Source organism: Acinetobacter pittii (assembly GCF_034067285.1).
Classification (GTDB): Bacteria; Pseudomonadota; Gammaproteobacteria; order Pseudomonadales; family Moraxellaceae; genus Acinetobacter; species Acinetobacter pittii_E.
Window position 1 is genome coordinate 3,264,033 of record NZ_CP139286.1, and the last position, 14,437, is coordinate 3,278,469.

The window sequence follows — 14,437 nt, forward strand, 5'->3', positions numbered from 1 at the left end:
AAAAAGCCACCCTTTTGGGTGACTTTTAAGAATAGTACGTTTACAACAGTTGGCCCATAGTGCTTTGTTTTAAGCCTTCACGCTGTTTAATCGTTTCAACATAACGTGTAATAGCCGGATGTGATTCAATCGTTTTCATTTTTAATTGCCATAAAAGCATGGCGCCAACACTTACATCTGCTGCGGTAAATTGTTCGCCACATACATACGGGTTCGCTTCACTCAAACCTTGCACTAAAGCTTGATAAGCATCATTGTAATCGCCATAGCCAACAAACATCTTTTGATCAGGCGATACTTCTATTCCTAAAGCTTTATCAACACCAGCAGCTTCCCAAGGACCTGCCATCACAAATAACCAACGATAGTACAAACCGCGTTTTGGATCATCTAAAGCAGGTGCCAAACCTTTTTCAGAAAACTTATCAGCTAAATAAGCACAGATTGCGCCTAACTCATAAATAACCACATCGCCATCTACCAATACCGGCACTTTTCCAAAAGGATTAAGTTTTAGATATTCAGGGGATTTCATTTCGGTCTTGTATGCAACTTCAATTCGTTCACATTCAACACCGAGCTCGACTAAAAGCCAGTCAATAACGACACCACGCGACTCTTTGTTAGTATAAAGTTTAAGGCTCATTCTTATCACTCCTTGTTTATCGTAGTTCCTAGTTTACAATTGGGCTTTGTCAATTTTTGTCAGTAGCGTTTTGCATTTCCTGTTTCCACCATTTTTGGAACAGAAGCTTTTTAAATTCGGGATAACTATCTTGGCTAATATGAAGCTGATGAATCCGATCGATTCGAAAGTGGCGGAATGCCTGACGTAATTCACACCAAGCAGCGAGTACCACTTTACCGTTTAAATATCCCAAAGCAAAAGGCCAAAGCGAACGTTCACTCAAACGGTTTTGCTCATCACAATAATCTACTTTTATTTTTACTTGATTACGAATGGCTATACGCACTTGCGCTACCAGCGTTTCATCAACAGGATACCAATAATGGGCAACCCCTAAGGTCATATCATCAAGCAAATATTTTCGATGTTTAGGTAAGACTGCATAAAGTTTTGAATAAATTGAAACCGCAGCAGATTTTAGTGATTGATCAGGAACTTCTTTCAACCATTCTAAAGCTAAAAATAAAGCTTCTGCCTCATCTTCATTAAATGTTATGGGCGGCAATAAAATGTCTTCTTTAAGCTGAAACCCAAGGCCTGCCGATGCCTCAATTCTTACACCTTGCTCACGTAAGCTATCAATATCTCGATAGACACTTCGAACGCTAATTTCTAGGCGCTCAGCCAAGACTTGCGCTGTGATGGGGTAACGGGCTTCACGAAGCTGTTGTAAAAGATTTAATAGGCGAATTGAACGGCTCATTTTTTCTCTTCTTATTATTTTGTTATTTAACTTAGATTAAGAGGGAACACATTCCCTCTTTGAAATCTTTTAAATTAAGCGACATCTACAGTAGATAATTGCGCATATTCTCTTAAAAAGCGATGAAGCTCCTGTACATCTTTAGCAATCGTTAAAGGTTGAAACTTTTGCAGAACTTCAACCGAATGCACCCCATAGCCTACCCCGATACGCGGCATACCCAAACGCTGTGCCATCTCAAGGTCATAACTACTGTCACCAATCATGACCGCCTGTTCAACACTCACTCCTGTTACAGTCAAAATTTCTTGCAACATCAGTGGATCTGGTTTCGAACGGGTTTCATTGGCTGCTCGAGTAACGTCAAAAAGATGAGTACTCTGTGTTTTTGCAATCACACGGTCTAAACCACGACGGTTTTTACCCGTTGCTACAGCAAGTTTTAAACCTTGCGCTTTTAAGTCATGTAATAGCTCAGCAACACCGTCAAACCATGCATCATCCGTAGAATTAGCAATATAGTGATCGCCATATGCTTTTAAGATCGATTCATGCAACTCCGGCGCTTCTGGAAATAAGGTCTGCATCACCTCTGGCAAGCCTAACCCAATAATACTTTTTGCTGCTTCATCACTTAGAGGTAATTCATGTTGCTCTGCTGCATGTTGTAAGCTAGCAACAATCTGGCCAACAGAGTTATATAAAGTTCCATCCCAGTCAAAAATAACTAATTCGGTTTTCAGACTCATTTTGCTACTCTCAAAGCCTTTAATAACTGGGTCATGTCTTCTGGTAACGGCGCTTCAATCGGTGGATAACCTGGAATATCTAAACGCATCGCGTGTAAACATAAACGCCGTGCTTGCGGACCTGCGTACTCAGTGGTGTGTCCATATTTATCATCACCCAACAACGGATGTCCAATACTTAAACCATGTACACGGATCTGATGGGTACGGCCTGACAAAGGTGAGGCATGAACCAAAGTCGCATTTTTAAAGCGCTCTGCAACCACCCATTCCGTTTTACTCGGTTTACCTTCTTTAGATACACGTACACGACGCTCGCCATTGGCTAACTCATAACGAAATAAAGGAGCATCAATGAGTTGTTTATCCAGACTCACCTGACCTTTTACAATTGCTGCATAAGTCTTACGAATTTTGTGCTCACGCAACATATCTTGTAGCAGCTTTAAAGTACTACGTTTCTTGCTAATCATGACCAGACCAGAAGTATCACGGTCAATACGGTGAATTAGTTCTAAGTATTTTTTACCTGTTGCTGCACGTAGAGCCTCAATCAAACCATACGCCACACCACTACCACCATGTACGGCAATACCTGATGGTTTATTGATGACTAACAGACCTTCATCTTCATAGACCACACGGCTGAGTAGGCCTTGTGCTACACTGTCACTCACAGGAGCGGCTGTTTCATCCTTTTGTTCATAGCGAATAGGTGCAACACGAATCTGATCTCCAATCTCTAATTTGGTCTCAGCTTTAATACGTTTTTTATTTACTCGAACCTGACCTTCACGAATCAAACGATAAATACGACTCTTAGGTACACCCTTTAAACGCGAAAACAGGAAATTATCAATTCGCTGTCCTGCTTGATGTTCATCCACCTCAAACCAAGTGACACTTTGCCATTGCTGTGTAGAATTCATACTGATATTTAAACCTGAAATTTTGCTAAATTTGATTAATAAATGACCGATTAGCTTAGTTTTTTCACAAGAAATCTAAGCTTAGCCCATAGGCAGATGCTGCAAGGTTTGATATAGTCAGCGCACGGATACCGCCGTAAGTGAACATCTAATAGGGAATTTCCCTGATTGAAACCTCAATCAAAATGATGCTTTCATCACCAGCTCGGATTGGTCCTAAAGAATTATGCCGACGCCGAAGGCTTATTATATCGGCAAAATGACAAACTGTTGCGTTTAATTCAGTTTGTTCAAAAAAATATGTTACCAACTCTAGTTGGTTATGGAACGTAAACTGATACACATCAGACAAATCGCTCCTTAATGTTGCCTTCAGGCTAAAGCGTTGATGCATTGGAACTGCCGAAAGCACCGATACGATGAGCATTCCGTATCAAACTTCCAAAAAGAAGTCACTTCGCGCCCAATGACAGTGAAAGTCATTAACCAATGCACCGCTCACCCGCCAGTGAAGCACTAAGGAAGTCTGATTTAAAGGTTGAAGCAGTATTGCCTACATCACAGACGAGAATCGAAGCTAAGGCTAAATGTAGCCGGTAACAGATGACTCAGACCACAAATATTTTGAGATCTGGGAAATGATCCGTCATGTTCGATGTTCGTTCAGAACCTTTAAGTTTGTGCGATATGTTTGTGTGGGTCACTATTAGGTGTCACACCCATGAAACGTATGTTGATTAATGCAACTCACGCAGAAGAAGTCCGCGTTGCACTTATCACTGGTAATCGTCTTTACGATTTTGATTTAGAGAATCGTACCCGAGAACAGAAAAAATCCAATATCTATAAAGGCCATGTAACCCGCGTAGAACCATCTTTAGAAGCTGTTTTTGTTGAATACGGCGCAGGCCGTCAAGGCTTCTTGTCTATGCGCGAAATTGCTAACAGTTATTTCCAAGCAGACCCACGACAAACTTCAAACATTCGTGAACTTATCACTGAAGGTACTGAATTACTTGTTCAAGTCGAAAAAGAAGAACGTGGCAATAAAGGCGCTGCCCTTTCTACCTTTATTTCACTTGCAGGACGTTATTTGGTTCTTATGCCAAACAACCCGAAAGGCGGCGGTATTAGTCGTCAAATTTCAGGTTCTGTACGTGAAGAGCTAAAAGAAATTCTAGCTTCTTTAAATTTACCGCGTGGTATGAGCGTTATTGTACGTACCGCTGGTATTGGCCGTACCCAAGAAGAATTACAGTTAGACTTACAGCATTTGCTTGACCTTTGGACACAAATCCAAGGCACAGCGAGCTCTGGTCCATCTCCAATGCTGGTTCATCAAGAAGCTGGCGTTGTTACTCGTGCTATCCGCGATTATTTACGTGATGATGTTGCAGAAATTTTAATTGATAGCGAACAGGCTTATAACGAAGCTTATAACTTTGTTAAAGCAGTGATGCCACGTCAATTAGACAAACTCAAAACTTATACTTTAAACGAGCCATTGTTTGCTCATTTTGGTATTGAAAGCCAAATTCAAACTGCTTATGAACGTGAAGTAAAACTTCCTTCTGGCGGTTCAATCGTGATTGACCAGACCGAAGCTTTAGTTTCAATCGACATTAACTCTGCGAAATCGACTCGTGGACATGACGTTGAAGAAACTGCACTAAACACGAACTTAGAAGCAGCAGAAGAAATTGCTCGCCAACTTCGTCTTCGTGACATTGGTGGTTTAGTTGTAATCGACTTCATCGATATGACTAAAGAGCGCAACCAACGCATGGTTGAAGCAAAACTTCGTGAAGCAACACAAAGCGATCGCGCACGTATTCAGTTTGGCCAACTCTCTCGTTTTGGCTTAATGGAAATGAGCCGTCAACGTTTACGTCCATCTCTTGAAGAAGCAACAGGTTATGTGTGCCCTCGCTGTCATGGTACAGGCATGGTTCGTGACTTACGCTCACTTTCACTTTCTATTATGCGTAAAGTAGAAGAGATCGCGCTTCGTGAACGTCATGGTGAAGTACAAGTAGAAGTACCTGTTGAAATTGCAGCGTTTTTACTCAATGAAAAACGTCATAGCCTTGTTTATTTAGAACAAACTTCTAGTGTTCGTGTGACTGTTTTACCTCACCCACACTTAGAAACACCTCACTACGAAATTCAGTACAATCCAGATGGATTTGCACCATCTAGCTACGAACGTACTGAAGCAACTCGTTCAAGTGAAAAAGAGTTAGGTTATGAATCTTCTGAATGGCATTTAGAAGAAGCTGATCATGGCCATACTCATGCAACCCCTGCTGCCAACAACGCAGCTAACCAAAAGAAAGTAAATCAAGCAGCTCAACCTGCTGTTGCTCAGGCAAGCACTCAAAAAGCAGCAAGCCCATGTGCATGGTTAGAAAATCTTTTTGTTCAAAAACAAGCTCAAACAGTTGATCAATCTCGCTCAGCACAAAATGCTGCTGCGGCAATTGAACAAATGGTGAATACAGGCGCTGTTAGCCGTGGACAGTTTGGCCAGGTTACAGCACCAGCAGTTGCTGAAGTTACTTCGGCTCCATCTAACAATGCTTATATTTCTCAATCTCCTGTTAAACAGGAAGCACGTGAGAATGTTGAGAAAGACGATAAAGTACAACAGCAGCGTCCAAACAACAAAAAACGTAAGCACAAAGAGCAACGTGAACAACATCAGCACCACCATAATCAAGAACCACAACAACAGCAGGTTCATGAAGAGGTTGTACAGTTATCACGCCAAGAGCAACGTGAATTAAAACGTCAACAAAAGCGTCAACAACAAGATCAGCCACATGCCCAACATCAAAATGATGGTCAACAAGCTGAGCATGCTGTGCCACGTCGTGACCGTAATAATCAACAACGTCCAAACCGTCCGAATCGCCACCGCGATCCAAGCGTATTAAATGAAAATCAAAATACGCCAGCACCAGCAGTTGTTGATGAAAAACAAATTAAGGTTGATTTGATTGATGCTCCACAGCATGAAGTCATGAATACAGCCTTAGTCATCAATCTTGATCAAGCACAAAGCGAAATTATTGCTTTAACGCCTGAGCAACCTCTTGAACGTACTGAAAAAGCACCTGTTGTTGAAGTTGTTCAAGAGCCAGCTCCAGCGCCTGTTGCTGCTGTGGAAGAGACAGTAACTGCTGAAGCAGAAGCTCCTCAACCAAAGGTTGAGAAAACTCAACCGCAAATTCAACGTGCGAGTAATGATCCTCGTATGCGTCGCCGTGAACAACGCAACGCAAAACGAGCTAAAGCTGTTACACCATCAATTGCCCCATCGCAAATTCCAACGTTGGCGCAATATACGATTGGTAGCTTGATCCGTCATGTTTACGGTGAAGACTGTACAGTATTGATTGAACAGTTTGGTTTAGTTCCAACATTCAATCGTGCATTGCAGAAATTTGCAGAGCAATATGCAAGTACTCTAGTAACCGAAGTCGCAGCTGAAACTGAAGATAAAAAGCCTGTTACTCGTGATGCTGAGCTTCCAAGCAACAAGCCTTCACAAGAAGCAGAACCTGCGCCAGTACTTCCGTTAACGCCACCAAAAGAGGCAACACCGCGTGTTGCTAATGATCCGCGTGAGCGTCGTCGTTTAGCGAAACTTGCTGCTGAACAGGCTTTTGAGCAAGTTAAGCAACAACATTCTGCACCAGAAGAAGCTGCTCCTGTAGCGTCGACTGTAGAAGAAACTGTTGTTGCTCCTACTGCTGAAACACAAGCGCCTGTTGAATCAAAACAGCAACCGCTTGAGCTTGATCAGGAAACTGAGGCTGCAGCTAGCGTAGAAGAAACACCAGCGACAACTGTAGTTGAAGCTCCGGTTGCGAAACAGCCAAAAGCAACTGCAAAAGCCAAAGCAGCTACAGAACAGGCTGTAGAGCCAACTGAAGCTCCTGCGGAAAGTGAGTCAGAAGATTCTAAAGCTGATAAGGACAAACCAAGTCGTCCTCGTCGCCCTCGTGGCCGTCCACCAAAGAAAGCAAATCCTGTAGCTGAGTAAATCATTTGCTCAATTGCAGCTAATTTAAATAAACCTAGTCATTTCGATGACTAGGTTTTTTTTGTTATTTTTAACCAATTAGGTTGATTGCACTAGAAGAAAAGTTTTAAAAGCATGGTGAACCATGAAAAATACTGTACTTTTGCCAACGCAACCTTTTTTGGATTGATCGAAAAATAAATAGGATTGATATGAGCCAGACAACACAGACCGATATCATTACGCTTGGGGATGTTGCCACTAGACTTCCTAGCTTTATTCCCAAAGTACCCCATATCCTGAATGGTCTTAAACAGGCTTATTTAAGAACAGCAAATACACCAACTGGATTAGGCGTAGCTTTTGAGAAAGCTGTTAAGCGAAATCCAAAAGGTACTGCTTTATTATTTGAAGATCAAAGTTACTCATACGAAGCTTTAAATGAATGGGCTAACCAGATTTCTCACTATTATTTATCTCTCGGCGCACGTAAAGGTGACGTGATTGCCGTAATGGTTGAGAACCGTTCAGAGCTCATTGCTACTATTGTGGGTTTAGCTAAAATTGGGGTGACTATTGCGCTTGTGAACACATCTCAAGTCGGTAAAGTCCTCGCTCATAGCATCAATCTTGTAAAACCAATTGCAGTGATTGCAGGTGAAGAAGTCCGTGCTGCAATTGATGAAATTCGTCAAGACTTAAACGTTCCTCAAGACCGTTTTCATTGGTTTGCAGATCAGGCAACGCGTCAAGATGCGGGAACTGCGCCTCAAGGTTATGCCAATCTTGCAATAGAAATTGATCAATTCCCGAAATTCAATCCATCGACCACACATTCTGTTCATGGAAATGATGGTCTGTTTTATATTTATACTTCGGGTACAACGGGCTTACCAAAAGCAGTTATTTTTAAACATAGTCGTTGGACACTCGCCTACGGTACTTACGGCCATATTTTAAATCTTGGTCCAGATGATGTGATGTATGTCACTTTGCCGCTATATCATGCAACAGGCGTGGTTGTTTGCTGGTGTGGTGTGATTGCAGGAAGCGCTACCCTTGCCATCCGTCGTAAATATTCAACCAGTGCATTCTGGAAAGATGTACAGAAGTTTAATGCGTCTGCAATCGGCTACGTAGGTGAACTTTGCCGTTACTTGATGGATGCTCCAACTACAGAGCTTGACCGTGCTCACCGTGTAACCAAAATGATTGGTAATGGTATGCGTCCAAACATCTGGGATAAATTCAAACAACGTTTTGGTGTCCAGGAAGTTCTAGAGCTTTATGCTTCAAGTGAAGGCAACGTTGGCTTTAGTAATATTTTCAACTTTGACAACACAGTAGGCTTCTCCCCTACGCCATACGCTATCATTGAGTTTGATAAAGAGAAAAACGAACCGATACGCGATAAGAATGGCTGGTGTAAGAAAGTTAAAGCAGGCGAAGTCGGTTTATTGGTAGGAAAAATTACCAGTCGCTCTCCATTTGACGGTTATACCGACCCAGAAAAGAATAAATCTGTGATTATGCAAGATGTCTTTAAAAAAGGTGACTCATATTTCAACACAGGTGATCTTGTTCGTAATATTGGTTTCCGTCATGCTCAGTTTGTTGACCGCTTAGGTGATACCTTCCGCTGGAAAGGCGAAAATGTATCTACCACCGAAGTTGAAAACATGGTGTGTGAATATGACAAGATCGCTGAAGCTGTCGTCTATGGCGTAGAAATTCCAAATACTAATGGTCGTGCAGGTATGGCAGCAATCACACTAGCTGATGGTGCCGAGTTAAATGACACTGATTTAACAGAAATGGTGACTGTATTTAAAAAATGCTTACCTACTTACGCGGTACCAGTGTTTTTACGTATACAAGCTAAAGTTGAAACCACAGGTACTTTTAAGTACCAAAAGAACAAATTGAAGGAAGATGCGTTTAATCCAAGCAAAACTTCTGAACGTTTACTTGCATTATTGCCTGGTGAAAGCAGTTACTGTGACATCACAAGTGAAATTTTTGACAACATTCAGGCGTATAAATACCGTTTTTAGTTCATTTTTTAGCTAAATAAGAGGAAATCGTGCTTTTTATAGGCAATCATGCAAATGTTTTTAAATTTCCTCTTGTGTTAGTTGAATAACTTGCTAAAATACGCGACATCAAAACGATACGGGTCGTTAGCTCAGTTGGTAGAGCAGCGGACTTTTAATCCGTTGGTCCCGCGTTCGAGTCGCGGACGACCCACCACTTATCTGTTTTGAACCTATTTGGGTCGTTAGCTCAGTTGGTAGAGCAGCGGACTTTTAATCCGTTGGTCCCGCGTTCGAGTCGCGGACGACCCACCAAATTCTAAAAAGCCTCTCAGTTCGAGAGGCTTTTTTTATTGTTAATGTATTTTAGTTTTATGACTAAAAGATGACGATACATTTCTTATAAAGAACATCTCGAACCCATTCCATAAAGATTTCCAAACGTTTAGGAATATAACTTCGGTTCGGATATAGAATATTAAGTGGTAATGATTGAGCCGTGTAGGTACTCAACACTTCAACTAAAGTTCCCTGCTCAATTTTGTCCTGAACATCGTAATATGGAAGTTGAATAATTCCTAAACCTGCACTAGCTGCTGCAATATAGGCTTCCGTATTATTTACGCTTAAAGCACTATCCATCATCACAGTTCCATTTTGATATAAAAATACGCCCTGTTTCTCTCCTAACGCTCCTGCATAGTTAATAAGTTTGTGCTGAGATAGATCTTCTAATTGTTCAGGAATGCCATATTGGTCTAGATAGTCAGCACTTGCACAGTTCACCATAATCAAGTTACCAACAAATTTTGCAATTAAACTACTACTCTCTAGCTGCCCTACCCGAACAACACAATCAATTCCTTTCTCAATTAAGTCAGTCATGTCATCAGAGCTATGAAGTTGTAAATGAATATCTGGATAGCGGCTATAAAAATCGGGAAGTTCAGGAATAATCACTTGATGCACGATTCGACTGGGCATTGAAATTTTTAGCGTGCCACGATAATGCTGCTTTTGTGTCTGTATTAACTGTTCGAGCTGTTCATAATCAAATAACAGGTTTTGGCATTCGGGCAATATTCTTTGTCCATCTTGAGTAAGGCTGACTTTACGCGTAGTCCGATGAAATAAGCGTACTCCATAGTGAGTTTCTAGCTGTTGAATGGCACTCGTCACTGTAGAGCGAGGTAAATCAAGCTGATTTGCCACTTCACTAAAGCTTTGTCGTTTAGCGACTTCTGTAAAAATAAAAAATTGTTGCAACCGATCCATTTAATTGTTCGTATTTTCTGAATAGTTAAACCAAACTAGCATAATTGATCAAAAATTACCTCCAATCTAGACTAAAACACATTAAAACAAGTCATCATAGGAACAATCATCATGACAACTCATACCCTTAAAAATAAAGTTGTATTGATTACAGGCGGTGCAAAAAACTTAGGTGGACTCATTAGCCGTAAGTTTGCAGAGCAAGGTGCAAAAATTGCAATTCACTACAACAGTGCTGAAACTCAGGCAGATGCAGAGCAAACGCTCGCAGAAGTTAAAGCATTGGGTGCAGATGCTGTTTTAATTCAAGCAGACCTAACGGATATTAATAATATCGAAAAGCTCTTCTTAGACACTAAACAGCATTTTGATGGAATAGACATTGCGATTAATACCGTTGGAAAGGTTTTAAAAAAATCGTTTTTAGCTACCACAGAACAAGAGTTTGATAGCATGAGCGATATCAACTCAAAAATTGCCTATTTATTTTATTCAATCCGCTGGACGTCATTTAAATGACAGCGGAAAGATCTGTTCAATCGTGACTTCTCTTCTTGCAGCCTACACTGGGCTCTATTCAACCTATGAAGGTTTAAAAGCGCCTGTTGAACATTACACTCGCGCTGCATCAAAAGAATTTGGTAATCGCCAGATTTCTGTGACTGCTGTTGCACCTGGCCCAATGGATACACCGTTCTTTTATGGTCAGGAATCTGCCGAAGCAGTCGCTTACCATAAATCAGCTTCAGCTTTAGGTGGACTTACCAAAATTGAAGATATCGAACCTTTAGTCCGCTTTTTGGTAACCGATGGTTGGTGGATTACGGGTCAGACGATTTTTGCAAATGGTGGCTATACTACTCGCTAAAATCAAAAAGCCGCATTTGATAATGCGGCTTTTACTTTGTTTTATTATAAAAACTCTTCAAGCACGGAGTTCAAGAAAATATGTCCTTGCTCTGTACAAGCTAAACGAGAACTATCCTCTACCAAAAGCTTTCTAGCTCGTAGTGAAGTGAGTACCTCATTTAAATGATCTAGGCTTAAGCCCGTACGCTGTTCATATAACTCAGCTTTTACACCATCATTTAGACGTAAAGCATTCATCATAAACTCAAAAGGTAGCTCTTCTGCCTCAATCTTTTTCATTTGCAAATGTTCAGCTGGAACCTTAGCTAAATAGTCTTTTGGCAAACGAGTCTTTTGGAAACGATACACACCATCCGGTCGTGTCACTTTGCCATGTGCACCTGCCCCAATCGCAAGATAATCCCCAAACTCCCAATAATTCAAATTATGGGCTGAAGGCTGCTCTTTACGCCAAGCCGATACTTCATAGTTTATAAAACCATTGGCTTTTAGATAAGCTTCACCTTGCTCTTGAATGTCTTCTAGCACTTCATCCTGAGGTAAAACAGGTTGAGTACGGAAAAATACCGTATTTGGCTCAATGGTGAGTTGATACCAACTGATATGTGTCGCCCCCTGCTCTACAGCGACTTTTAAATCATAAAGTGCTTGCTCGAGTGTTTGTTCTGGCAAGCCATGCATCAAATCGACATTAACTCGCTTAAAGCCTGCTTGTCTTGCTTGCTCAATTGCATCCATAGCATTGTTTGCTGAATGAATACGTCCAAGCTTTTGCAAGTGATCAGTATTAAAAGTTTGTACGCCAATGGATAAACGATTAATGCCCGCGTCTAAATAGCCTGCAAACGGGTCATGTTCTAGTGTTCCCGGGTTAGCCTCTAAGGTAATTTCACAGCCATCTTCAAAGTTAAGCCGTGACTTAAGCTGTTCAAACAGCCATGCATAGCCTTTGGCAGAAATGAGTGAAGGTGTTCCGCCACCAATAAATACACTGTGAATTGAACGCCCTTGTGCCATCTCGATTTGAGTTTCAAAGTCGGCCACCAATGCTTTTAAATAAGTTTGCTCAAGCTCTGACGAAAGCGCACCATCAGGCACCGCATGCGAGTTAAAGTCGCAATATGGACATTTACGCACACACCAAGGCATATGAATATATAAAGATAAAGGAATAGAAGCAGGGTTTAATACGGCCAAGGAGCAGGTCCAATTTACACAATATTTCTATTTTAACATGACTGCATCAATGGGCTTATGAAAACATACCTTAATTGCTTTAGACTAAATTTAAATAATCTTAAATATTGATAAAAATGATGAAATTCTCTAGTCAACTTTTCCTATTTTTACCCTTAGCCTTGGGAATCGGTGTTGCCATGGCTTTTCAAACCGCAATTAATGCTCAGCTTCGTGAGCAGTTACATTCACCATTACAAGCGGCATTATTATCATTTTTCATCGGTACTATTGTTTTAGCAGTTATGGTTTTCTTTCAAAGTGCCGAGAAACCTAGTTTAAGTGAAATATCCAATATTCCATGGCTTCTTTGGACAGGAGGATTCCTTGGGGTTTATGCAATTAGCATGAGCATTTATACTGCACCTAAACTTGGTTTTTTAACCTTTACAGGGCTAGTCGTTTTTGGGCAAATCGTTATTTCTATGTTACTTGATCATTTTGGCTGGTTAGGTACAGAAAAAACACCTGTTACATGGCAACGGTTTCTTGGTGGAGTCATCATCTTTGTTGGTGTGGTACTTACTTTGCAACGTTAGCTTCATTTTTATATTTAAAAAGAGTACCTTTTGTGTCGAATGTCACATCTTTTCGGTCTGAACTAAAACAACTCTTCCACTTAATGCTACCGATTTTAATTACCCAGTTTGCTCAAGCAGGATTCGGGTTAATTGACACTATTATGGCTGGGCATTTATCTGCAACCGATTTAGCTGCAATTGCTGTAGGGGTCGGTTTATGGATTCCAGTCATGCTCCTGTTCAGTGGCATCATGATTGCAACCACACCATTGGTCGCTGAAGCAAAGGGTGCAAGAAATACAGAACAAATTCCTGTCATTGTTCGTCAATCATTGTGGGTTGCTGTCATTTTAGGTGTACTGGCAATGCTCATTTTGCAGCTTATGCCATTTTTCTTGCATGTGTTTGGTGTTCCTGAAAGCTTACAACCTAAAGCAAGTTTATTTTTACATGCCATTGGCTTGGGTATGCCAGCAGTGACCATGTATGCAGCTCTACGCGGTTATTCGGAGGCATTAGGCCATCCACGTCCTGTAACGGTAATTAGCTTACTGGCCTTAGTAGTTTTAATCCCTCTTAACATGATTTTTATGCATGGGTTGGGGCCAATACCTGCTTTAGGTAGCGCAGGCTGCGGTTTTGCAACATCCATTTTACAGTGGCTCATGCTGATTACGTTAGCTGGCTATATTTATAAAGCTTCGGCTTATCGAAATACCTCTATTTTTAGCAGATTCGATAAAATTAACCTGACTTGGGTTAAAAGAATTTTACAGCTTGGCCTACCAATCGGTTTAGCCGTGTTCTTTGAAGTGAGTATTTTCAGTACAGGCGCATTGGTGCTTAGTCCATTGGGTGAAGTCTTTATTGCAGCGCATCAAGTTGCAATTTCAGTGACTTCAGTGCTGTTTATGATTCCACTTTCACTTGCCATAGCCTTAACCATTCGTGTGGGAACGTATTATGGTGAAAAAAATTGGGCTTCCATGTACCAAGTACAAAAGATTGGTCTAAGCACAGCCATATTTTTTGCTTTATTGACTATGTCTTTTATTGCCTTAGGTCGTGAACAAATTGTCTCGGTGTACACTCAAGACTTAACCGTATTCCCTGTTGCGATGTATTTACTCTGGTTTGCCATGGCTTATCAGTTAATGGATGCATTACAAGTCAGCGCGGCAGGCTGTTTAAGAGGTATGCAAGATACGCAAGCACCGATGTGGATTACACTCATGGCGTACTGGGTAATTGCTTTCCCTATCGGACTTTATTTAGCACGTTATACCCATTGGGGTGTAGCTGGCGTGTGGCTAGGTTTAATTATTGGTTTAAGTATTGCTTGTGTTTTATTACTTTCAAGGCTTTATTTGAATACCAAACGTTTAAGCAAAACCTAATAAAAAAGC

10 protein-coding genes, 2 tRNA genes and 1 pseudogene are annotated in these 14,437 nt (G+C 41.1%); 7 read left to right on the forward strand and 6 right to left on the reverse strand.

Annotation, left to right across the window (positions count from 1 at the left end):
• Positions 1-40: 40 nt before the first annotated feature.
• From SOI81_RS15400 to SOI81_RS15415, 4 genes are all read right to left on the reverse strand, one after another.
• Positions 41-646 carry a glutathione S-transferase family protein gene (locus tag SOI81_RS15400; RefSeq protein ID WP_239970103.1) on the reverse strand — a complete coding sequence of 202 codons (606 nt, stop codon included), beginning with the start codon at positions 644-646 and terminating at the stop codon, positions 41-43.
• 49 nt (positions 647-695) lie between these two features.
• Positions 696-1,391 (reverse strand): helix-turn-helix transcriptional regulator, encoded by a 696-nt coding sequence (locus SOI81_RS15405; RefSeq protein ID WP_016142314.1) that lies wholly within the window; start codon positions 1,389-1,391, stop codon positions 696-698.
• Between the two features lie 74 nt (positions 1,392-1,465).
• Positions 1,466-2,140 carry an HAD-IA family hydrolase gene (gene ppaX, locus SOI81_RS15410; protein WP_239974907.1) on the reverse strand — a complete coding sequence of 225 codons (675 nt, stop codon included), beginning with the start codon at positions 2,138-2,140 and terminating at the stop codon, positions 1,466-1,468.
• Positions 2,137-3,069: an RluA family pseudouridine synthase gene (locus SOI81_RS15415; protein WP_239974909.1), complete on the reverse strand. Its 933-nt coding sequence runs from the start codon at positions 3,067-3,069 to the stop codon at positions 2,137-2,139. The genes ppaX and SOI81_RS15415 overlap by 4 nt, the downstream gene beginning before the upstream one ends.
• A gap of 721 nt (positions 3,070-3,790) precedes the next feature.
• Here SOI81_RS15415 and rne point away from each other — a divergent pair.
• The 4 genes from rne to SOI81_RS15435 all read left to right on the forward strand — a co-directional run bounded on the left by rne (position 3,791) and on the right by SOI81_RS15435 (position 9,444).
• Positions 3,791-7,117 carry an Rne/Rng family ribonuclease gene (gene rne, locus SOI81_RS15420; RefSeq protein WP_320540967.1) on the forward strand — a complete coding sequence of 1,109 codons (3,327 nt, stop codon included), beginning with the start codon at positions 3,791-3,793 and terminating at the stop codon, positions 7,115-7,117.
• A 191-nt stretch (positions 7,118-7,308) separates the two neighbouring features.
• On the forward strand, positions 7,309-9,150 hold the full coding sequence (locus SOI81_RS15425; RefSeq protein ID WP_239974913.1) for a long-chain-acyl-CoA synthetase: 1,842 nt from the start codon (positions 7,309-7,311) through the stop codon (positions 9,148-9,150).
• A gap of 120 nt (positions 9,151-9,270) precedes the next feature.
• Positions 9,271-9,346, forward strand: a tRNA-Lys gene (locus SOI81_RS15430).
• A gap of 22 nt (positions 9,347-9,368) precedes the next feature.
• Positions 9,369-9,444, forward strand: a tRNA-Lys gene (locus SOI81_RS15435).
• Between the two features lie 63 nt (positions 9,445-9,507).
• Here SOI81_RS15435 and SOI81_RS15440 read toward each other — a convergent pair.
• Entirely contained in the window at positions 9,508-10,404 is an 897-nt protein-coding gene (locus tag SOI81_RS15440) for a LysR family transcriptional regulator (protein ID WP_239974914.1), read from the reverse strand.
• Positions 10,405-10,515: 111 nt separating this feature from the next.
• On the opposite strand from SOI81_RS15440, the pseudogene SOI81_RS15445 reads away from it, so the two are divergent.
• Positions 10,516-11,272, forward strand: a pseudogene (locus SOI81_RS15445) (SDR family oxidoreductase).
• A gap of 44 nt (positions 11,273-11,316) precedes the next feature.
• Here SOI81_RS15445 and hemW read toward each other — a convergent pair.
• Complete coding sequence (gene hemW / locus SOI81_RS15450) at positions 11,317-12,471, reverse strand: radical SAM family heme chaperone HemW (protein WP_239974918.1); 1,155 nt, start codon at positions 12,469-12,471, stop codon at positions 11,317-11,319.
• Between the two features lie 116 nt (positions 12,472-12,587).
• Between hemW and SOI81_RS15455 the strand changes: the two genes are divergently transcribed.
• Both SOI81_RS15455 and abeM read left to right on the forward strand, forming a co-directional pair.
• Entirely contained in the window at positions 12,588-13,049 is a 462-nt protein-coding gene (locus SOI81_RS15455; protein ID WP_016142322.1) for a DMT family transporter, read from the forward strand.
• Between the two features lie 32 nt (positions 13,050-13,081).
• Positions 13,082-14,428, forward strand: coding sequence for a multidrug efflux MATE transporter AbeM (abeM, locus tag SOI81_RS15460; protein ID WP_016142323.1), 1,347 nt, complete (start codon positions 13,082-13,084; stop codon positions 14,426-14,428).
• Positions 14,429-14,437: the final 9 nt, after the last annotated feature.

Coding starts and splice junctions, on each gene's coding strand:
- SOI81_RS15400 (WP_239970103.1), bottom strand. CDS start 646: ATGAGCCTTAAACTTTATACTAACAAAGAGTCGCGTGGTGTCGTTATT.
- SOI81_RS15405 (WP_016142314.1), bottom strand. CDS start 1,391: ATGAGCCGTTCAATTCGCCTATTAAATCTTTTACAACAGCTTCGTGAA.
- ppaX (WP_239974907.1), bottom strand. CDS start 2,140: ATGAGTCTGAAAACCGAATTAGTTATTTTTGACTGGGATGGAACTTTA.
- SOI81_RS15415 (WP_239974909.1), bottom strand. CDS start 3,069: ATGAATTCTACACAGCAATGGCAAAGTGTCACTTGGTTTGAGGTGGAT.
- rne (WP_320540967.1), top strand. CDS start 3,791: ATGAAACGTATGTTGATTAATGCAACTCACGCAGAAGAAGTCCGCGTT.
- SOI81_RS15425 (WP_239974913.1), top strand. CDS start 7,309: ATGAGCCAGACAACACAGACCGATATCATTACGCTTGGGGATGTTGCC.
- SOI81_RS15440 (WP_239974914.1), bottom strand. CDS start 10,404: ATGGATCGGTTGCAACAATTTTTTATTTTTACAGAAGTCGCTAAACGA.
- SOI81_RS15455 (WP_016142322.1), top strand. CDS start 12,588: ATGATGAAATTCTCTAGTCAACTTTTCCTATTTTTACCCTTAGCCTTG.